This is a genomic window from Streptomyces sp. NPDC003247, from assembly GCF_042888135.1.
Taxonomy (GTDB): Bacteria; Actinomycetota; Actinomycetes; order Streptomycetales; family Streptomycetaceae; genus Streptomyces.
In genome coordinates this window covers 192,302-212,659 of sequence record NZ_JBIAPF010000016.1, presented here as the reverse complement: position 1 = coordinate 212,659, position 20,358 = coordinate 192,302, and the positions used below count along the sequence as shown (strand labels likewise).

Sequence of the window (20,358 nt, the reverse complement as noted above, 5' to 3'; positions counted from 1 at the left end):
GCCCGGAATGGGGGTATCTGAAACAGTTGTACGGTTATTGGCTGGTTCTGCCTTGACCTGTTCTTGGTCCAGTTACCTCTGACACAGAGGTAATCTCGGCCGGGTGGACGCGGAGACCGAGACCTTCCCCGAAGAGCTGGCCGACGCGCTCGTCGGCGTCCAGCGGCTGCTCAGACGCCGGCTGCGCGCTGGGCTGACCGTGCCCCGGCTGCGGGGCGCCGAGGTCGAGCTGCTGCGGCTCGTCGAGGCCCGCCCCGGCGTCGGCGTCTCCGACGCGGCCAAGGAGCTCGGCCTGGCGGGCAACTCCGTCTCGACGCTCGTCAACCAACTGGTCCGCGGCGGCCACCTGGTGCGGGAGACCGACCCCGCCGACCGGCGGGCGGCGCGCCTGCTGCTCACTCCGGCCGCCGAGGCCCGGCTGCGGGACTGGAAGCGGCGCCGCGCCGAACTCGTCGGCCGGCATGTCGCCCGGCTGGACGCGTCCGACCGGGCGGCGCTGCGCGCCGCGCTCCCCGCCCTGCGCACACTCGCCGTCCACCTGCACGAGGAGGCCGAGGAATCATGACCACCGCCACCGCCACCGACGCCGTCGCCTGCACCCGGCTCGCCTACGCCTTCGGTGACACGAAGGCCGTCGACGGGCTGGACCTGACCGTCCGGGAGGGCGAGGTCTTCGGCCTGCTCGGCCCGAACGGCGCCGGCAAGACCACGGCGATCCGCTGCGTCACCACCCTGTTGCCGGTGCCCTCCGGCATGGTCCACGTCTTCGGCCACGACGCGGCCAGGGAGCGCATGGCCGTACGACGGCTGCTCGGCTACGTGCCGCAGCAGCTGTCCGCCGACGCGAGCCTCACCGGCCGGGAGAACGTCTCCCTGTTCGCCCGGGTCTTCGACGTCCCCCGCCGCGAACGCGCCGAACGGGTCGCCCAGGCCCTGGCCGCCGTCGACCTCACGGACGCCGCCGACCGGCTCGCCGGCACCTACTCCGGAGGCATGATCCGGCGGCTGGAACTGGCCCAGGCCCTGGTCAGCGCGCCGAGGCTGCTGATCCTCGACGAGCCGACCATCGGCCTCGACCCGATCGCCCGGACCAGCGTCTGGGAGCACATCACCGCCGTCCGCGAGGCCACCGGCATGACCGTCCTGGTCACCACCCACTACATGGACGAGGCCGACCACTACTGCGACCGGGTCGGCCTGATGCACCACGGCCGCATCCGCGCCCTCGGCACCCCGGCCGAACTGCGCCGCGGACTCGGCGAACGCCGGGGCGCCCCGGCCACGGACCCGCTGCCGACCCTGGAGGACGTCTTCCGCGACGTCGCCGGCAGCGGCCTCGACGACCAGTCAGGAGATTTCCGCGATGTCCGAAGCACCCGCCGCACCGCCCAGCGTGTCGGCTGACCGCGCCCGGGACCGGGGCATCGGCCTGCTGGTGCGCCCGCCGGAACCCCGGGCGGGCTGGCGGCTGCTGCCGGCCCGGGTCGCCGCGATGTGCGCGGTCGAACTCCAGAAGCTGCGCCACGACCGTACCGAGCTGTACACCCGGGCGGTCCAGCCCGCTCTCTGGCTGCTGATCTTCGGTCAGACCTTCACCCGGATCAAGGCGATCCCCACCGGCGGCATCCCCTACATCGACTACCTGGCGCCCGGCATCATCGCCCAGTCCGCGATGTTCATCGCCATCTTCTACGGCATCCACATCATCTGGGAACGCGACGCGGGCATCCTCAACAAGCTGCTCGTGACGCCCACTCCGCGCTCCGCCCTCATCACCGGAAAGGCGTTCGCGGCCGGGGTGAAGTCGGTGATCCAGGCGGTCGTCGTGATCGTCATCGCCGCCCTGCTGGGCGTCACGCTGACCTGGAACCCGCTCAGGCTGCTCGGCGTCGCCGCGATCGTCGTCCTCGGATCGGCCTTCTTCGCCTGTCTGTCGATGACCATCGCGGGCATCGTCCTCAGCCGCGACCGCCTGATGGGCTTCGGGCAGGCGATCACCATGCCCCTGTTCTTCGGCTCCAACGCCCTCTACCCCCTCGACGTCATGCCCGGCTGGCTCCAGGCGGTCAGCCGGGTCAACCCCCTCAGCTACGAGGTGGACGCCCTGCGCGGCCTCCTCCTCGGCACGCCGGCGCACCTCGCGCTCGACTTCGGGGTGCTGATCGTCGCGGCCGCCCTCGGCATCACCGCGGCCTCCTCCCTGCTGGGCCGGCTGGCCCGCTGATCTTGCCGGGCGGTGACGGGTGTGACGTGATGTGCGGCACGCCCGCGGACCGCCCGCGCGCGGCCCTCGGACGGATCGTGCCTGCGCACGGCTTGATCAGCGATCAAAAGGGGTGAACCACCTGGCCACCGTGCATTCCGCTCATTTGACAGTGCACAGAGCACACGGATAGGAAGCAGCCCGTAGCAAGTCGAGAGGTGGACCGTGTACGAGCCGAACGTGGTCGGGGACTGGCAGGAGTACGACGAGCGTGCCGGTCTGCGGGTCCGCGTCCACCGTCTGGAGCGGGCCGAGCCGCCGCGCGGGCGCGACGACGCGGCCGAGGGCCTGACGTACTTCTGTCTGCGGGTGACCGTCGAGAACCGTGGCGAGCGCGGCTTCGGCGTGCACCTCGAGGACGGGCAGATCGACGTGCGGATCGGGCCCGACGGGGAGGGCGCCTTCGTCGACTGGCGCAACTCGCAGTTCATCGAGGGCTTCGACGTCTACCCGCTGCGCCGCGCCACCGCCGTCCTGTACGCCGCCGGGCCGGAGGCCGCGCTCGGCCAGGTGGACGTCCAGGTCCAGCTGCGCGTCGACGACGAATGGGCGGGGCGCCGGATGTGGTCGGGCGGTCTCGGACTGCACGAGGGGGCGGCCGGCGCGCCGGCCGGCGCGGGCCGGGAGAGCCTGGCCCGCCAGGTGAGCAACTTCCTGCGGGACCAGGCCGAGGAGGGCACCGCCTGAGGGCCCGCCCGCCGCGACGGCCACGCCGCGGCGGCACCCCGCCCCGACGCCTCCACCGCGGGGGCTCCCCGCCTCGGCGGCTCCACCGCGGCGGAGGGGCGCCGCCTACGTGCGGAGGGACGCCGTCCCGGTGCGGAGGGGCGCCGTCTCAGTGGGGGATGCCGTCGATGATCTCGCGGGCGCCCTGACGCAGCAGCGCGACGGCCACCGATGTGCCGAGCGTGGCCGGGTCTAGCCGGCCCGCCCACTCGTGGGCGTTCAGCCGTGTCTTGCCGTCCGCGGTGAAGACACAGGCCCGCAGGGACAGTTCGCCGCTGCGGTCCACGCGCGCGTACCCGGCGATCGGGCTGTTGCAGTGACCCTGGAGCACATGCAGGAACATGCGCTCGGCGCTGGTCTCCCGGTGGGTGGCGGGGTCACCCAGCCCGCTGACGGCGTCGATGAGGGCGGTGTCGCCCTCCCGGCACTGGAGGGCGAGGACGCCCGCCCCGATCGGCGGCATCATCGTCTCCGGCGAGAGCACCTCGCTGATCACGTCCGTCCGGCCGATGCGCTCCAGCCCGGAGACCGCGAGCAGCAGTGCGTCCGCCTCGCCCGCCGCCAGCTTCGCCAGCCGCCGGTTGGCGTTGCCGCGGAACGGCACGCACTCCAGGTGCGGGTGGGTGGCGGCCAGTTGGGCGACCCGGCGCACCGAGGAGGTGCCGATGCGGGTCCCCGCCGGCAGCTCGTCGAGGGTGAGCCCGCCGGGGTGCACCAGGGCGTCCCGGATGTCGTCCCGCTTCAGGAACGCGGCGAACACCGTGCCCGCGGGCAGCGGCCGGTCCGCCGGGACGTCCTTGACGCAGTGCACCGCGAGATCCGCCTCGCCGGCCAGCAGTGCCGCGTCCACCTCCTTGGTGAACGCCCCCTTGCCCTCGACCTTGGACAGGTCCCCCATCCACTTGTCACCGGTGGTCTTCACGGGGACGACCTCGGTGCGCACACCGGGGTGCAGCACGGCCAGTTCGGCGCGGACGCGTTCCACCTGGGCCAGGGCCATGGGCGAGTCGCGGGAGACGATGCGGATGAGTTCCGGGACGGACATGCGGGACACCATAGACCCTTCCGGGGGCGTCTTCGTGCCGGACGGCGCCACTCCGGTGCCGGGAACCGGACCCGTGCCCCGGGGCCGGTTCCCGGCACCGGCTCAGGCGTAGGGGTCGAAGGCGAGGCCGGACGGCTCGGCCGACGCCAGGTGGGCGGCGAAGTTCGCGTCCTTCAGACCGAAGTTGGCGCTGCCGAAGTCGTAGGCGCTCAACGTGTCGCGCAGGCCCGCCGGGTAGCCGTTCCAGCCGACCAGCGGCGGGTACTGCCAGGTGGCCTTGTGGTTCTCCGGCGGCTCGTCGTCGGAGTTGGCCAGCCGGAAGCAGTGGGTGCTGATGCCGTCCTTGTGGTAGACGACCTTGGCGTGCGTGCCGTCGAAGCGGACCCCGGAGGCCGCGGTGACGGTGAACGAGCCGTGGTTGGACGTCGAGACGTACTGCACCTGGTTGTTCTGCACCCAGACCACGACGTGCTCCCAGTCGTGGCGGTGTCCGCCGAGGCTGCTGCCCGCCACGGCCTGGTCCTTCTCGAAGTACAGGCCGTAGAGGTACGCGCACCAGCCGTTGTTGCACTTGTAGCGCGAGTAGCTGTTGGTGTTGTCCAGGTCGGAGGCGTCGCGGCAGCTGCCGTTGAGGGCGCCGGTCGGGTTCAGTCCGCCGTTGACGGTGCCGTCGGGGCCGATCGCGGGGGTGGGGTAGCAGCCGTCGGTGTCGTAGTCGAACGCCGGCTGGTAGGTCAGCTCGGCGGCCTCGGCGTTGGCCGGGAGGGCCTGCGGCGGGGCGGCGTAGGCCGCGGTGGGCAGGGCGACGACGAGCGCGGCCGCACCGGCGAGTCCGGTGAGCCATCTCCTGCGGTGGGCCTTGGGGTGCGATGACGACACTGCGTCCTCCTCGGGTCCGGGCGCAGCCGAACGGCTGTGGGGAAAGGGAAGTTCAGCTTCCCCGACCTTCATGTCCACGCCAAGAGGGCGCGGGCGTATCCGTGGTGAAGCGCAGCCCAACACTTGACCGCCGGGACCGCGTCAGGACTCCGGGGCGTCCGGGAGGTCGGCCGCGGACTCCTCGGGGGTGAGGTCGGTGCGCAGCCGCAGCCAGGACGGCTGACGCAGCATTCCGGCCCGGGTCCGGGTGCTGAAGCGGACCTCGCCCACCAGTCGGGGCAGCACCCAGTGCGCGCCCGGCGCGCGCGGCACCGGGGTGAAGGGGCACACGTCGGTGGCCAACGTCCGCAGCAGCGCGGCCAGTTCGCCGCGTTCGGCCTCGCTCCAGCCGGTGCCCACGCTGCCGACGTACCGAAGGTCGCCCCCCGCCCGCTGTCCGGCCAGCAGGGCGCCGGGCAGCCCGGTGAGCCGGCCCTTCCCGGGCAGCCAGCCGCCGACCAGGACGTCCGCGGTGCGCATGTTGCGGATCTTGATCCAGGCCCGGGAGCGCACACCGGGCTCGTACACCGAGTCCAGCCGCTTGCAGACCAGCCCCTCCAGACCGTGCGCGCGGGTCGCGTCGAGGGCCTGCCGGCCGTGCCCGACGAGCGCGCGGGGCGTCGACCAGAACGGCCCGTCCAGGCCCAGCTCCTCCAGCCGGGCGCGCCGCCGCAGGTAGGGAAGGCGCACCAGCGAGCGGCCGTCCAGGTGCATCACGTCGAACAGGACCAGGTGGACGGGTGCCGTCGCCGCGAGCCGCGCGGCCCTGCCCGGCGACCCGGCCAGCCCCATCCGGGACTGGAGCAACTGGAAGTCGGCCCGGCCCCGCTGGTCCAGCGCCAGCACCTCCCCGTCCAGGACGGCGGCGGTGCGGCCCAGCGCGGCGCCGAGCGGGCGCAGTTCGGGGTAGGCGGCGGTGATGTCCTCCCCCGACCGGGCGCGCAGCACCAGGCTCCCGTCGCCGGCGAGGTAGACCACGGCCCGCTGACCGTCCTGCTTGGTCTCGTAGGCCCAGCGGGCGTCCTGTGCCGCGGGCGGGAGCGAGCCGGGGGTGGCGAGCATGGGGGCGATCAGCGGCAGGGTCACGGGTGAGGTGTCGACACGTGCGCCGGGCGCCACGCGCGCCCCTCGGCCCTTTCGCCCGAACGGAGCCCGAACGAGGCCCGAACCGGAGGGGGCAGTCCCGGAGGGGGCCCTCCCGGCGGGGGCCGTCGCGGAGAGGGCCGCCCCTGCGAGGGCCGCACCACGACGGACCGGGACGGGACCACCCGGTCCGCCGTGGTGCGGACCCGCCCCCGCCACGACGGCGGGGGCGGAGCGCCCCGGCGTCCGATCCGCCGGGGCACCTTCTCAGTGCAGGTCGATGACCGTCACCGTGTCGGCGCCGTTCTCACCGTCACCCGACTTGTCGACCACGTAGGCGACGCCGTCGGCGACCTCCACGTGGTTGGGGTTCGCGCCGGTGGCGACCGTCGCCTCGACGACGCCCTTGCCCGGGTCGACGACCGTGGCGGTGGCGGCGGTGCGGTTGACCACGACGACGTCGCCCGAGCGGTCGTCGGTGTCGAGCGACAGCGCGCCCGCGCCGGTGGTGATCGTCTTGGTGACCGTCCCCGTGCGCAGGTCGACGACCGAGAGGGTGCCCGCGGTCTGGTCCGCCGTGTAGGCCGTACGGCCGTTCTTCGACAGCGCGACGGAGATCGGGCCGTCACCGGCCGGGATCAGGCGCGGGGTGTCCGAGTCGCGGGTGACCTCGATGATCCGGTCGTTGTTGAGGTCCGTGGCGTAGACCGTGCCGGTCTTCTCGTCGACGGCGAGACCGGCCGGGCCCGAACCCTCGACCGTGACGCGCTTCTTCTCCGTCAGGGTCTTGGAGTCGAACGCGACGAGCGCGGCGCCGGAGAAGGCGCTGGCCCACACGGTGTTGTGCTTCTCGTCCACCACGATCTCGCGGGCGTGGGCGACGTTCGGCAGCGTGGCGAGGTGCTCGCCGGTCTTCTGGCTGTAGACGGCGACCGTGTTCACGCGGGTGTTGGTCACCCACACGGTGTTGTGCTCGTCGTCCACGGCCACGCCGTACACGCCTTCGAGGGTGCCGGTGGTGGCGTCGGCGACCGGCGGGGTGATCGACTGCTCGACCTCCAGGGTCTCCGGGTCGACCTTCAGCAGGGCGGTCGGGTTGGCCGCCCGGCCCACGGAGGTGGTCACCCAGAGCACGTCGTTGCGCTCGGAGTAGGCGGACTGGTACTGGCCGGCCGCGAGCGACACGGTGGTCGCCGTCGGGGCGGCGGCCGGCTTCGCCGACGCGGTGCCGGCCAGCGCCACGGAGGAACCGGCGGTGAGGACGACGGCGACGGCTGCCGAGGTCAGGGCACGGCGACGGTCGATGCTGGTCATGATGGATGTACTCCTCAGGAACACTCGGGAACGAGAACTGGTGAGAGATGCGGGCGCCCCGGGAAGCGGGGCGGCCCGGCCGGCACGGGACGCGTGCCGGGGTCCGTGGGGGTCCGTCAGCCGCCGGCCGGTGCCCCGGAGGGGCGGCGGCGTACGACGAACAGGGTGGTGGCCGCGGCTCCGGCGGCCCCGCCCGCGGCGGCGGCGCCCGCCGACCAGGCGATGGTGGCGTAGGAGACCGGGGCCTCGACCGAGGCGGCCGCGGCGAGCGTCTTCTCCGTCGTGCCGGGGGCGGTGGTGGACGAGGACTGCGCGCCGGTCCCGGTCGCCTCGGCCACGGTGAACTCGACCTTCAGCGAGGTCGGCGGGTTCGGCGCGAGGAAGCGCAGCCAGTGCGCGCCGGGCGCGGTGTCCGCGGGCACCGTGACGTCACCCTCGTACGAGCCCTGCGCGTCGGCCGTCCACTGGCCGAGGATGGCCTCGTCGTCGAGCTTGATGGTGACGGTCTGTCCGGCGGGGAACTTGGTCACCTCGAAGTGCAGCGTCCCGCCCGCCTGCACCTCGCTCGCGGTGATCTCGGCCTTCGCCCCGGCGGAGTTGGTGGCACTGGCGGGCTCGCCGGACGCGGCCGGCACCGGGGTGGCGGAGGTGCCCGAGGTGCCCGTGCCGGAGGTGCCGGCGGACGAGGTGCCGCCGGACGAGCCGGTCGGCGCGGCGGTGGACGAGGTGACCGTGAAGGAGGCCTTCAGGCTGGTCGCCGGGTTCGGGGCGAGGAAGCGCAGCCAGTGGGATCCGGCCGGGGTGTCCGCCGGGACGGTGACGCTGCCCGAGAAGGAACCGTCCGCGCCGATCCCGCCCTGCCACTGCCCGATGATCTCGCTGTCGTCCAGCTTGACCGTCAGCTGCTGCCCGGCCGGGAAGCCCGTCACGCGGAAGGAGACCTTGCCGCCCGCGGCGACCTGGGAGCCCGCGGTGATGGTCGCGGAGGTGGAGGCGGACGAGGTGCCGCCGCCGCTGGAACCGGAGCTGCCGTCCGACCCGGTGCTCCCGCTCGAACCGGAGCTGCCGCTGGACCCGGTGCTCCCGCCCGAGCCGCTGTCCGAGCCGCCGGAACCGCCGCTCGAGGAACCGCCGCCCGAGGAACCGCCGGAGCCGCTGCTGCCGCCGCTGCCGGTGGAGGCCGCGGTCACCGTGATGTCCGCCTTGAGGCTGGTCGCGGGGTCGGGTGCCAGGAAGCGCAGCCAGTGCGCGCCGGCCGAGGTCGACGCGGGGATCGTCACCGAGCCGCTGAAGGTGCCGTCCGCGGCCACCGCTCCCGCGAACTGCTCGAGGATCGCGCTGTCGTCCAGCTTCACCGTGACGGTCTGCCCCTTGACGAAGCCGGACAGGCTGAACGACACCTTCTTGCCCGCCGTGACCGAGGCGCCGCCGGTGAGCCTCACCGCCGGTGTCGCCGCGGACGACGACGGCGAGGACGACGGCGACGGCGAGGACGACGGTGAGGACGACGGCGACGGCGACGGCGACGACGCGGAGGTCACCGTGAGGTCCGCGCTGCGCACGCTGGTCCCCGTGGCGAGGAAGCGCAGCCAGTGCCCGGCCCCGGCGCTCGCGTCGGCCGGGACGGTCACCGCCCCCGAGAAGGTGCCGTCCGCGCCGAGCGTGAACTGCTTCAGCAGCGTCTTGTCGTCGAACTTGACGCTGAGCGTCCCGCCCGCCGGGAACCCGGCTACGGCGAAGGACACCTCGCCCCCGGCCTGGACGGTGGTGGTGCCGAGCGTCACCGTGGGCGACGCCGCCTCCTCCTCCGCCGCCAGTGACACGGTGTCATGGGCGTCTCCGACCGTGGGGAGGGCCATGGCCAGCCCGCCGAGGCCGAGGGCCGTGCCCGCGGTCAGCGCGATCACCCGGCCGCCGAGCCGCCGGACGGGGGTGGGTCTGTGAGAGGTCATGAGAACTGCTCCTGGCAGATGAGAGATGTGCTGCTGAGGGTGGTGCGTGGCCGAGGGCGCCGTGGTGCCCATGCGGTGTGCCGCCGAGCGCGAGGACAGGCGAGGTTAGGGTTGCCTAATCGGAAGTCCCGCATCGGAAGTGCCTCACCCCACCGGAGTCCGCCCGTATGTCCTGGTCCGCGCCGCCCGAGGGCGCCCCGCACCACCCGCCCCGACTGCCGCGCCCGCACCCGCTGCCGCGCCTGACGCGACCGGCCGCCGCGCTGCCCGGGCCGGACGGCGTCGAGGAGTTCTGGGAGCGGGTCCGCCGCACCGGCACCCCGCTCGTCGCCCCCGACCCGCAGGGCGCCGCCGACCACCGGGCGGTGACGTTCCTGTGGCGCGGGACCCCCGCCACACGCGCCGTGCAGGTCCTGCCCAACAAGCTCGGCGACCCGCGCGATCCCGCCGGCAACCTGATGGAACGGGTCCCCGGGACGGACGTGTGGCACTGGACGCTCCGGCTGCGCCACGACTGGCGCGGCACCTACGACCTGTACGTCGACGAGGGCGGCGGACCCGAGGCCGGCACCCCGGACCACTGGCGGTGGCTGCGCACCCGGCGCCGCACCGACCCGTACAACCCCCGCTCGCTGCCGCACCGCTGGGACGGCACGCCCGTCCCGTACGCCGAACTCCCCGCCGCGCCCCGGGCGGTGGACTGGGAACCGCGGCCCGGCGTCGCCCGGGGCACCGTCACCGAGCACCGGGTGCCGAGCGGCCGGCTGGGCGGCACCCGCCGGGTCTGGCTGTACCGGCCGCCCGGCGAACACGGACCGGCGGCCGGGCTGCCGGTCCTGGTGCTCCTCGACGGCGAGCACTGGGAGCCCCGGCTGGGTGTGTCGCGGCTGCTCGACACCCTGATCGCCGACGGCCGCGTCCCGCCGCTGGCCGCCGTGCTGCCGGAGGCGGTGGACGAGCCCACCCGCTGGCGGGAACTGGCCTGCCGCCCCGAGTACGTCGCCCACCTCACGGACGAACTGCTGCCGTGGGCGGCCCGGCACCTGCCGCTGACCGACGACCCGGCACGGACCGTGATCGCCGGACAGAGCCTCGGCGGGCTCACCGCCGCCTACGCGGCAGTGGCCGCCCCGCACCGCTTCGGCAACGTCCTGGCGCAGTCCGGCTCGTTCTGGTGGCCCGCCGGCCCGGACGCGGAGTGGTTCACCCGTGTCCTCGCCGAGCGGCCCCGGCCGCCGGTGCGGTTCCGGCTGTCCTTCGGCGAACAGGAGTGGGTGGCGCTGCCCGCCGCGCGCCGGCTCAGGGACACCCTGGCCGCTCTGGGCTGTCACGACTCCTCCTTCCGGGAGTTCAACGGCGGTCACGACTACCTCTGCTGGCGCACGGAGCTGGCCGACGGACTGGTGGAGCTCATGCGTCCAGCTCCTTGAGACGTGCGCGGAGATGGACCGCGACCTCGTCCAGCTGCCGGTCCGCCATGAGCTGCGGATGGGTGCAGTCCAGGTCGTGGTTGTGGATCGCGCCGGTCACGTGCGGCCGCCACGCCTCCCGCGTCAGCCAGTCCTCGGGGCGGGGGGCGGCGGCCGTGAAGAACAGCACGTCGCCCCGGTACGCGCGGTGCCGGTGCTCGCGCATCATGCGGGCGTGGTTCGGCACGATGTCGACGATCCTCGACAGCGTCGCGTCGGACAGGCCCGCGAGGGGGCTGCCGGCCCGGCGCAGGGTGGCCAGGACGTCCTCGCGGGTGCGTTCGCCGGTGCGGTCGAAGCCCGCCATGCGCAGCACGGCGGTCAGCGCGTCGCCCTCCTCCGGCGCGGGCCGCTCCCGCCACTGCTCGGCCGGGAACGCGTCGAGCAGCGCGAGGAGTTCGACCGTCTCACCGGCCTCCTGGAGCAGCACGGCCACGGCGTGCGCGAGGATCCCGCCCACCGACCACCCCAGCAGCCGGTACGGGCCCCGCGGCCGGATCTCCCGGATCCGCCCGGCGTAGTCGGCGGCCTCCTCCCACAGGGTGGCCGGCAGCGGCTCGTCCCCGGCCAGACCACGGGCCTGGACGCCGTACAGGGGCTGTCCGGGCCCCAGGCGCGCGGTGAGCCCCGCGTAGCACCAGGCGAGTCCGCCCGCCGGGTGGATCGCGAACAGCGGCGGCCGCCCGCCCCCGGTCCGCAGCGGCAGCACGACGTCCAGGGCGTCCCGCGCGGCCGGTCCCGCCGCGTCGACGCGTACGGCGAGCGCGGCCGGCGTCGGCGCCTCGAAGAGCGATCCGATGGTCAGCTCGGCCCCGCACTCCTCGCGCACCCGCGCCACCAGCCGCACCGCCAGCAGCGAGGTGCCGCCGAGGTCGAAGAACGCGTCGTCGGGGCCGACCCGCTCGACACCGAGCACCTCGGCGAAGAGCCGGGTCAGCGTCTCCTCCCGCGCGGTCGCCGGGGGACGGCCGTCCGCGCCGCCCGCGAAGACGGGGGCGGGCAGCCGGCCGCGGTCCAGCTTGCCGTTCGGGCTGAGCGGGAACTCCGCCAGGGCCACCACGGCCGCCGGCACCAGGTGCTCCGGCAGTTCCCGCGCCAGCGCGGCGCGCACCGCCACGGGGTCGGCGGTTCCGGTGACGTACCCGACGAGCCGGTCCTCGTGGACCAGCGCGCAGGACCCGTCGACGCCCGGCCGGGCCGCCAGCGCGGCCTCGATCTCGCCGAGTTCGATCCGCTGCCCGCGCAGCTTGACCTGGTGGTCGGTGCGGCCGAGGTACTCGACCTCGCCGTCGGGGGTCCAGCGGGCGACGTCGCCCGTGCGGTACATCCGGCCGCCGGGCGGCCCGAACGGGTCGTCGACGAACCGGGACGCGGTCAGCTCGGGCCGGTTCAGGTAGCCGTCCGCCAACTGCACCCCGGCGAGGAACAGTTCACCCGGCACGCCCGGGGGGCACGGCTGGAGCGCGGCGTCGAGGACGTACAGGCGGGTGTTCCACACCGGCCGGCCGATCGGCACCGCGCCGGTGCCCTCGGGGGCGCAGGTGTGGTGGGAGACGTCGACGGCGGCCTCCGTCGGACCGTACAGGTTGTGCAGCGCGACGCCCGGCAGCGCCCGCCCGAAGGCGTTCGCGGTCTCCCGGGGCAGCGCCTCGCCGCTGCAGAACACCCGGCGCAGCACCGCGCGGCAGCCGCCCGCCCCGGGCGCCGTCAGGAACACCTGGAGCATCGACGGCACGAAGTGGCAGGTGGTGACGGACTGCTCGCGGATCAGCCGGGCCAGGCGGTCGGGGTCCTTGTGCGCGCCGGGCTCGGCGACGACCAGCGTCGCGCCCTCCCGCAGCGGCCAGAAGAACTCCCACACCGACACGTCGAACGAGGAGGGCGTCTTCTGGAGCACCCGGTCGCCGGCGGTGAGCCGGTACGCGTGCTGCATCCACCGCAGCCGGTTGTCGATCGCCCGGTGCGGGACGACGACCCCCTTGGGCCGGCCCGTGGAGCCGGAGGTGTAGATCACGTACGCGGGGTGGGCGGGGGTGAGTGCCCGTGCCGGGGGCACCGCCGGGCGGCCGGAGACGTCGAGCCCGTCCAGCACCACGACCGGCGTCCTCGTGTCCGGCGGGAGCCGGTCCGCGCGGTCGGCGACCGCACAGACCGGCGCCGCGTCGTCGAGCATGTACGCCAGCCGGGGCGCCGGGTAGTCGGGGTCGAGCGGCAGATAGGCGGCGCCCGCCTTCAGGATCGCGAGCAGCGCGACCACCAGCTCCACCGAGCGGGGCACCGACACCGCCACCACCGCGCCCGGCCCCGCCCCGAGGCCCTGGAGGTGGTGCGCCAGCCGGTTGGCGCGGACGTCGAGTTCGGCGTACGTCAGCTGTGTGCCGCCGTAGACGAGCGCGGTCGCGTCCGGGGTCCGCGCGGCCTGCGACTCGATGGGGCCGATCAGTGTGGTCGGCGGCACGGGGTGGTCCGTGCGGTTGAACTCCTCCACCACCAGCGCCCGTTCGGCGGGTGTCGCGATCGGGTGGGCGGCCAGCGGCCCGTGCGGGTCGGCGGCCGTCAGACGCTCCACCAGGCGCAGGAACCGGTCCTGGTGGGCGGTGAGGGCATCCTCGTCGTACAGGGCGGGGTTGCCGTCGTGGTCGACGCGCAGTCCCCGGCCGTCGGCGCGGTCGTACACGTTGACCGTCAGGTCGTCGACCGGGCCGGCGGACAGGTTGCGGGCGCGGGCCGGGGTGCCGGCGAAGTCCACGCCGTAGTCGAAGGGCATGACGTTGACCAACGGGCCCACCAGGCCGCGCTGTTCGCCGAGCAGGCCCAGGTCGCGGCGGATGTCCTCGTAGCGGTAGCGCTGGTGGCGGCGCACCTCGCGGATGCCGAGCACGACCTGGCGGACGAGGTCGGCGAAGGTCGCCTCGGGGGTGACGGACAGCCGCAGGGGCAGGACGTTCATCACCATGCCGGGCACCCGCAGCGCCACCGAGCCCATACGGCCCATCAGCGGCAGCCCCAGGACGACGTCCGTCCGCGCGGTCGCCCGCGCGGTGTACAGGGCCTGCGCCGCGATCAGCACGTCCGGCCAGGTGGCCCGCAGCCGTGCCGCGAGGTCGCGCAGCCCGTCGGTGACGTCGGGCGCGAGATGGGCCGTGCGGCGGTGGAACGTGCGGGACGGCAGTGCGCCGCGGCCCGCGAGGCGGGGCGCCTCGGGGCGGTCGGCGAAGGCCCGCGCCCAGTGCTCGCGGTCGGCGGCGAACGTCTCCGAGGACCGGTAGGCGGCGTCGTCCGCGACCAGGTCGGCCAGGCGGCCGAAGGTACGGGCGGGCGGCTCCTCGCCGCGGACCAGCGCCGAGTACACCTCGGCGGTGCGGCGCACCAGCAGCGAGTAGCCGAAGCCGTCCATCACCAGGTGGTGGATGCGCTGATACCACAGCCACCGCTCGTCGCCCACCCGGATCAGGGCGTGCCGGAACAGCGGTCCCGCCGCCAGGTCGAACGGCCGGGCGAGGTCGGCGCGCATCCACGCCTCCGCCCGCTCCTCGGCGTCGCCCGTTGCCTCGGCGTCGCCCCTTCCCTCGGCGTCGTCGGTTCCCGCGGCGTCGCGCAGGTCGAGCACGGTGAGCGGCAGCTCGACGTCCGGCACGAGGTGCTGGCGCGGACCGTCCGCCGTGTCCTCGACGCGGACCCGCAGCGACTCCGCCTCCTCGGCGACCCGGCGCAGGGCCTGTGCGAACGCCCGCGCGTCGAGGGGGCCGTCGAGGTGCAGGCACTCGGCGGTGTTCTGGGCCGGGCTGAGCGGATCCAGGGCCTGCGCGAACCACATGCCCGACTGGGCCGCCGTCAGCGGCAGCACGGTCTCGGTGGGGTCCGGGGTGCTCATACGGCCCCCAGCAGGGCGGTCCAGGCCTCGACGGCCGGCCGCTCGGCGAGGTCCGCGAAGTCGGCGGTGACGGCGTGCTCGCGCCGCCAGCGCTCCAGCAGGGTCATGATGCGGACCGAGTCCAGGCCGTAGTCGAGGAGGTTCTCGTCGACCGGGATGTCCTCGGGCTCCTCGCCGAGCACGTCGGCGACGTCGGCGCGGATCAGTTCGGTGGTGAGGGCCATCGCTCAGACCTCCCCGAAGACGGTGTCGGTGGTGGTGACGACCGCGCAGCGGCCGGCGGTCCAGCGCAGGGCCGTGTCGTGGTCGTCGCGGGTGAAGTCGGCGACGGCGTCGGCGACGACGAAGGCCTGGATGTCCCGTGACCATGCGTCGCAGGCCGTGGTCATGACGCCGATGTGCGCGTACACGCCGACGATCACCAGTTGGTCGCGGCCTCGGCCGCGGATCCGTTCTTCGAGGTCGGTGCGGGTGAACGCGCTGTACTTCCATTTGGTCAGCAGGGTGTCGCCGGGCTGGGGTGCGACGGCGGCGGGCATGGCGAGTGCTTGGGGGTCGTCGGTGACGCCGGGGCCCCAGAAGTCGAGCTGGAGTCCGCGTTCTTCGGGGGTCTGGCCGCCGCGCTGGGCGGAGTAGACGACGGGCACGCCGAGTCGGCGGGCTGCCGTCAGCAGTCGTGCGGTGTTGGCGAGCATGCCGGTCAGTGGCTGCTCGCCGGTGGGGAAGGCGGCCAGGAAGTGCTGCTGGAGGTCGTGCACGAGCAGGACCGCGCGGGCCGGGTCCACGGTCCACGACACCCGGTTGACGGGCAACTCGGCGGCGGTCGGGAGCGGATACGGGGAGATGGCGGGAAGTGCCATGGGGAGAGGGCCTTTCAGTGCTGCTCGGCGCTGGACCGCAGCTGCTTCTTGCTGACCTTGCCGATACCGGTCTGCGGGAAGGCGTCGACGAACTCGACGAGGTCGGGGACCTTGTAGGCGGCGATGCCGCGCTCGCGCACGAAACGCTTCACCGCGGCCGCTTTCAGCGGGTCGGCGCCCTGGCGGAGGATCACGTAGGCGAGGGTGCGTTCACCGAGGTAGGGGTCGGGTACGGCGACGACGGAGGCGTCGTGGACGGCGGGGTGGGCGAGGATGACGTTCTCGACCTCTTCGGGGGCGATCTTCTCGCCGCCGCGGTTGATCTGGTCCTTGGCGCGGCCTTCGACGACGAGGTGTCCGGTGGGGGTGCGGCGCACGATGTCGCCGGTGCGGTAGTAGCCGTCCTGGGTGAAGGAGCGGGCGTTGTGTTCGGGGGCGCGCCAGTAGCCGCGGATGGTGTAGGGGCCGCGGGTGAGCAGGTGGCCGAAGGCGCCGTCGGGGACCTCGGTCCCGGTGTCGTCGACGATGCGGATCTCGTCGTCCGGGGAGATGGGCCGGCCCTGGGTGGTGACCGCCGTCTCCGGGTCGTCGTCCAGCCGTGTGTAGTTGACGAGGCCTTCGGCCATGCCGAAGACCTGCATCAGCCGGCACCCGAGGGCGGGTTCGAGACGGCGGGCTGCCTGTTCGCTGTATTTGGCGCCGCCGACCAGGACCAGCTCCAGCGACGAGAGGTCGTGTCCGGTGCCGCCCGCTGCCGCGTCCGTCCACAGCAGGGCGAGCGGGGGCACCAGCCCGGTCATGGTGATCCGTTCGCTCTCGATGAGCGGGAAGGCGGTCGCCGGGTCGGGCCTCGGGCACATCACCACGGTGCCGCCGGCGTGCAGCACGCCCAGCCAGCCGGGTGAGCTCATGGGGAAGTTGTGGGCCGCGGGCAGGGTGACGAGGAAGCGGGTGTCCGCGTCGACACCGCAGATCTCGTTCGATCCCCGCAGCGAGTAGGCGTAGTCGTCGTGGGTGCGCGGGATCAGCTTGGGCACGCCCGTCGTCCCGCCCGACAGCTGGAGGAACGCCAGCTCGTGCGGCTCCGGTCCGGCGAGCGGCCGCTGCCCCGGGTCGCACGGTACGTCGGACAGCGCCGTGTGCTCGCCCGGGTCGCCGGCCACGAACACGTGCCGCAGGCCCGGCGCTTCCTTGCGCACCCGCGCGGCCAGGGCGCGGTGGTCGAAGCCGGCGTGGACGTCGGGGACGACGTAGGCGACGGCCTCGGTGAAGGAGCAGAAGTAGCCGATCTCGGTGTCGCGGTGCGCGGGCAGTGCGTAGACGGGCAGGGCGCCGATGCGGAACAGCGCGAAGACGACCTCGACGAACTCGCCGGTGTTCGGCAGCTGCACGACGACCCGGTCGCCGCGCCCGATGCCGCGGGCGGCGAACCCGGCGGCCAGCCGGTCGGCCCGCTCGTCCAGCTCCCGGTAGGTCCACGTGCGGCGTTCGGGCGCGGGGTCGACCAGGGCGATCCGGTCGGGATGGGCGGCGGCGCGGGCACGCAGCACGCCGCCGAAGGTCTCACCGCGCCAGTAGCCCGCCTCGCGGTAACGCTCGGCGAACTCCGCGGGCCAGGTGGGGGAGTCGACGCCGGGGGTCAGGGCGGAGGCGCTCACAGGTCGGCCCCCACGGCGTGCAGGAAGGTGCGGAACTTCGCGGCGGTCTCCGCCGTCTCCGCCTCCGGGGTCGACTCGGCGACCACACCGGCGCCCGCGAACAGCCGCAGCGTGCGGCCCTCGGCCTCGGCGCAGCGGATGGTCACCACCCACTCGCCGTCGCCGTCCGCGTCCTGCCAGCCGACCATGCCCGTGTAGGGGCCCCGGTCGAACGGCTCGGACTCGGCGATCACCGCGCGGGCCGTCTCGGTGGGCGTACCGCAGACCGCGGGCGTCGGGTGCAGGGCGCAGGCGAGGTCCAGGGCGGTCACGGCGGGGTCGGACAGCTCCCCGGTGACGGTCGTCGACAGGTGCCACAGCGCGGCGGTCCGCACCAGCGTGGGCCGCTCCGGCACCTCCAGACGGGTGCAGAACGGCGCGAGCGCCTCCCGGACGGCGGTCGCGACCACGGCGTGCTCGTGCAGGTCCTTCGCGGACTCCAGGAGCGCGGCCGCCCGGCGCACGTCCTCGGCGAGGTCGGCGCTGCGCGGGGCGGACCCGGCGAGCGGGTTGGCGGTCAGCACCCCGCCCCGCCGGGAGACCAGCAGTTCGGGGCTGGCGCCGACGAGGGTGCGGCCGGGGCCGCTGGGCAGGGCGAAGGAGTAGCCGGACGGGTCCCGCTGGGCCAGCCGGCGCAGCATGGTCGGCAGGTCGGGCTCGCGCGCGGAGGTCAGTTCCAGCGTGCGGGCCAGGACGACCTTGTCGAACTCGCCGGCCCGCATCCGGGCGACGGCCGCGGCGACGGCCTGGCCGTACCGCTCGGGCGAGGGCACCTCCCGGACCCGCCAGTCCGGCCGGTGCGGGCCGGCGGCCACGGGCAGCGCGACGAGCGGGTCCTCGCGCAGCGCGGGCGCCCAGTGCACCATGTCGGGCACGGCGAGCGCGGGCGGAGCGGCGGGGGCGAAGGGGATGGAGCCCATGACGAGGGGGGCCGGCGCGTCGGGGCGGCGCAGTCCGTCGAGGACGTCGCGCACACGGTGCGCCAGCGGGTCCGTGCCGTGGGGTATCTCGGCGGCCGTCCCCCGGCCCAGCAGGGTGTGCCGGGGCGAGGAGAGGAACCGGTCGGTGCCGGGCCGGTAGGCCTCCAGCAGAGCGGTGGCCGCGCCGGGGGAGAGGAGGGCGGGAGCGGGGTGTTCGCGCAGTCGGGCAGACATGGGTGTCTCCAGTGGGGGCGTGCACGGGGTGGCGGGGGCGGTCAGGCCCGGATCAGGCCCGATCAGGCCCGGATCAGGCCCGACTCGGGCCAGTTCAGGCCAGGCCAGGCCAGGCCGGTTCAGCTCCGGCCCGGATCAGGCCCGGTCGGCCGGTCGGGTCGGTCGGGCCGGGTCAGGCCCGGAGGGTGGCGCCGCCGTCGACGTACAGGTCGTGCAGGGTGATGTGCCGGGCGCGGTCGGAGACCAGGAACACCACGGCGTCGGCGATGTCGGAGGGGTCGGCGATCCGGCCCAGCGGGATGCCGGTGCGGTGGGCGGCCAGGTCGCCCTCGATGACGCGCCGGACCGAGTCCTCCGCGTCGTCGGTCCACAGGGCGCGCTGCATGTCGGTGAGGGTGGAGCCGGGGGAGACGGTGTTGCAGCGCACCCCCTGCGCGGCCACCTCCAGGCCCAGGCATTTGGTGAACATGACGGCGGCGGCCTTGGAGGCGGCGTAGGCGGCCAGACCCGCGCGCGGGATGCCGGCCGCGTTCGAGGCGACGGTGACGATGCTGCCCGCGCCGCGGGCCGCCATCCGCCGGGCGGCGGCGCGCGAGACGTGGAAGACGCCGTCGGTGTTGACCGCGAAGGTCGCCGCCCAGTCCTCGTCCGTCAGGTTCACGACATCCGCGTTCCGCAGGATGCCGGCGACGTTGACGGCGATGTCCAGCGGGCCGAGTGCGTGCTCGGCCTCGTCGACGAGGGCCTCCACGGCCCGGGCGTCGGTGACGTCCAGCGGGCGGGCGGTGACCCGGCCCGGGTGCGCCGCGGCGAGTGCCTCGACGCCGGCCGTGTCCCGGTCGGTGGCCAGGACCCGGGCGCCCTCCTGGACGAGGGCGGTGACCACGGCCGCGCCGATGCCGCGGCCCGCGCCCGTCACCAGGGCGAGACGGTTCTCCAGGCCCGCGCTCACGACGCCAGCGCCTTCGTCACGTCGTCCAGGACGATCCGCGCGGCCAGCGGACCGCCGGCGCTGTTCCACGCCGAGCCCTGCACCACGACGACGTGCCCGTTCTGCTCCGCCTCGAGCTTGCCGAAGTTGGCGACCTTCCGCGCCTCGGCGTAGGCCTTCTCACCGTCCGCCAGGTCCCCGAGCGTGCCGAAGAACAGCCAGTCGCCGTCGATGGTCGACAGCTTCTCCAGGCTGACCGGCTCGCTGTGTCCGGTGCCGGTGCCCTGCTGGTCCTTCGGCCGGGTGAGGCCCAGCGAGGTGAGGGTGGAGCCGACGTGGCCGACGCCCCTGCCGACGACCGAGGGCGCGCCGTTCTGCCAGCGGACGACGCTGACGACCGCGCCCGCGTTCGCGCCGAGCTTCGCCTTGGCGGCGGCGATGTCGGTGTCGAGGTCCGTGAGGAGCTTCTCGGCGTCCGCCTTCTTGTTCAGCGCGTCGGCGGTCGCGGTGAACGCCTTCTTCCAGTCCTCGTTCAGTTTCGCGGTCACCACCGTCGGCGCGATGGCCTGGAGCTTGGACACCTCGCTCTTCACGGCCGTCGTCTCGTCGAGCAGGATCAGGTCGGGCTGGAGCGCCGCCACCTTCTCCATGTCGGCCTCGGCGACGGTCGCGACCACCTGCGCCGCGGAGGCCTTGTCGGCGAGGTAGGTGGAGACGCCCTTCTGGCCCCGGCCGGCGGTCGCGCCGACCGGTTCGACGCCCAGCGCGAGGGCCGCGTCCAGGGTGGGCTCGCTCAGCGTGACGACCTTCGTCGGCGCGGAGGGGACCTCGACCTCGCGGCCGGTCGCGTCGGTGATGGCGCGGGTGCCCGCCTCCGCGCCGGCGGTGCCTCCGTCGTTCCCGCCGTCGCCGCAGGCGGACAGGAGGAGGGCTCCCGTCACGACGGCGGCGGCGGACGTCAGGACCGCCCGGCGGGAGGTGCGTGCAGAGGACATGGGGGAGAACTCCTTGCGGTGGTTCGGAAACGAAGGGGGTGAAGGAAGTGACGGGTGTGGAGGAAGTGACGGGTGTG

At 74.3% G+C, this 20,358-nt stretch carries 17 protein-coding genes; 5 read left to right on the top strand and 12 right to left on the bottom strand.

All coding sequences use genetic code 11. The features are described 5' to 3' along the window. Positions 1-103: 103 nt before the first annotated feature. From ACFYWQ_RS38285 to ACFYWQ_RS38270, 4 genes are all read left to right on the top strand, one after another. A complete protein-coding gene (locus ACFYWQ_RS38285) occupies positions 104-565 on the top strand; it encodes a MarR family winged helix-turn-helix transcriptional regulator (RefSeq protein WP_389523692.1) in 462 nt (153 codons plus the stop codon). Then, entirely contained in the window at positions 562-1,404 is an 843-nt protein-coding gene (locus ACFYWQ_RS38280; protein WP_389523689.1) for an ATP-binding cassette domain-containing protein, read from the top strand. Before ACFYWQ_RS38285 ends, ACFYWQ_RS38280 begins: the two co-directional genes overlap by 4 nt. Further along, on the top strand, positions 1,364-2,224 hold the full coding sequence (locus ACFYWQ_RS38275) for an ABC transporter permease (RefSeq protein WP_389523686.1): 861 nt from the start codon (positions 1,364-1,366) through the stop codon (positions 2,222-2,224). Before ACFYWQ_RS38280 ends, ACFYWQ_RS38275 begins: the two co-directional genes overlap by 41 nt. Before the next feature lie 204 nt (positions 2,225-2,428). Next, complete coding sequence (locus ACFYWQ_RS38270; protein ID WP_389523683.1) at positions 2,429-2,950, top strand: hypothetical protein; 522 nt, start codon at positions 2,429-2,431, stop codon at positions 2,948-2,950. Between the two features lie 148 nt (positions 2,951-3,098). Here ACFYWQ_RS38270 and hemC read toward each other — a convergent pair whose 3' ends face one another. The 5 genes from hemC to ACFYWQ_RS38245 form a co-directional block, all read right to left on the bottom strand. Continuing rightward, positions 3,099-4,034: a hydroxymethylbilane synthase gene (gene hemC / locus ACFYWQ_RS38265; protein WP_389523681.1), complete on the bottom strand. Its 936-nt coding sequence runs from the start codon at positions 4,032-4,034 to the stop codon at positions 3,099-3,101. A gap of 102 nt (positions 4,035-4,136) precedes the next feature. Then, entirely contained in the window at positions 4,137-4,913 is a 777-nt protein-coding gene (locus ACFYWQ_RS38260) for an NPP1 family protein (RefSeq protein WP_389523678.1), read from the bottom strand. A gap of 141 nt (positions 4,914-5,054) precedes the next feature. Beyond that, entirely contained in the window at positions 5,055-6,014 is a 960-nt protein-coding gene (gene ligD, locus ACFYWQ_RS38255; protein ID WP_389523738.1) for a non-homologous end-joining DNA ligase, read from the bottom strand. Positions 6,015-6,302: 288 nt separating this feature from the next. Then, positions 6,303-7,349: a YncE family protein gene (locus tag ACFYWQ_RS38250; RefSeq protein ID WP_389523675.1), complete on the bottom strand. Its 1,047-nt coding sequence runs from the start codon at positions 7,347-7,349 to the stop codon at positions 6,303-6,305. A 116-nt stretch (positions 7,350-7,465) separates the two neighbouring features. Then, positions 7,466-9,301 carry a hypothetical protein gene (locus tag ACFYWQ_RS38245; RefSeq protein WP_389523672.1) on the bottom strand — a complete coding sequence of 612 codons (1,836 nt, stop codon included), beginning with the start codon at positions 9,299-9,301 and terminating at the stop codon, positions 7,466-7,468. 167 nt (positions 9,302-9,468) lie between these two features. Here ACFYWQ_RS38245 and fes point away from each other — a divergent pair, with 167 nt between their 5' ends. Beyond that, complete coding sequence (gene fes, locus ACFYWQ_RS38240; protein ID WP_389523670.1) at positions 9,469-10,731, top strand: enterochelin esterase; 1,263 nt, start codon at positions 9,469-9,471, stop codon at positions 10,729-10,731. Here the strand turns inward: fes and ACFYWQ_RS38235 are convergent. The 7 genes from ACFYWQ_RS38235 to ACFYWQ_RS38205 form a co-directional block, all read right to left on the bottom strand. Beyond that, entirely contained in the window at positions 10,712-14,644 is a 3,933-nt protein-coding gene (locus tag ACFYWQ_RS38235) for an amino acid adenylation domain-containing protein (RefSeq protein ID WP_389523666.1), read from the bottom strand. The two genes, fes and ACFYWQ_RS38235, sit on opposite strands and share 20 nt — an antisense overlap. Further along, positions 14,641-14,868, bottom strand: coding sequence for a phosphopantetheine-binding protein (locus ACFYWQ_RS38230; RefSeq protein ID WP_385076518.1), 228 nt, complete (start codon positions 14,866-14,868; stop codon positions 14,641-14,643). The genes ACFYWQ_RS38235 and ACFYWQ_RS38230 overlap by 4 nt, the downstream gene beginning before the upstream one ends. A gap of 3 nt (positions 14,869-14,871) precedes the next feature. Further along, the gene (locus ACFYWQ_RS38225; protein ID WP_389523663.1) at positions 14,872-15,504 is read right to left on the bottom strand and encodes an isochorismatase family protein; all 633 of its coding nucleotides are present in this window, start codon (positions 15,502-15,504) and stop codon (positions 14,872-14,874) included. Positions 15,505-15,518: 14 nt separating this feature from the next. After that, entirely contained in the window at positions 15,519-17,162 is a 1,644-nt protein-coding gene (locus ACFYWQ_RS38220; protein ID WP_389523661.1) for a (2,3-dihydroxybenzoyl)adenylate synthase, read from the bottom strand. Continuing rightward, a complete protein-coding gene (locus ACFYWQ_RS38215; protein WP_389523659.1) occupies positions 17,159-18,355 on the bottom strand; it encodes an isochorismate synthase in 1,197 nt (398 codons plus the stop codon). The genes ACFYWQ_RS38220 and ACFYWQ_RS38215 overlap by 4 nt, the downstream gene beginning before the upstream one ends. Positions 18,356-18,527: 172 nt before the next feature. Next, positions 18,528-19,307, bottom strand: coding sequence for a 2,3-dihydro-2,3-dihydroxybenzoate dehydrogenase (locus ACFYWQ_RS38210; protein WP_389523656.1), 780 nt, complete (start codon positions 19,305-19,307; stop codon positions 18,528-18,530). Then, positions 19,304-20,281 (bottom strand): ABC transporter substrate-binding protein, encoded by a 978-nt coding sequence (locus ACFYWQ_RS38205; RefSeq protein ID WP_389523653.1) that lies wholly within the window; start codon positions 20,279-20,281, stop codon positions 19,304-19,306. Before ACFYWQ_RS38205 ends, ACFYWQ_RS38210 begins: the two co-directional genes overlap by 4 nt. Between the last annotated feature and the right edge of the window lie 77 nt (positions 20,282-20,358).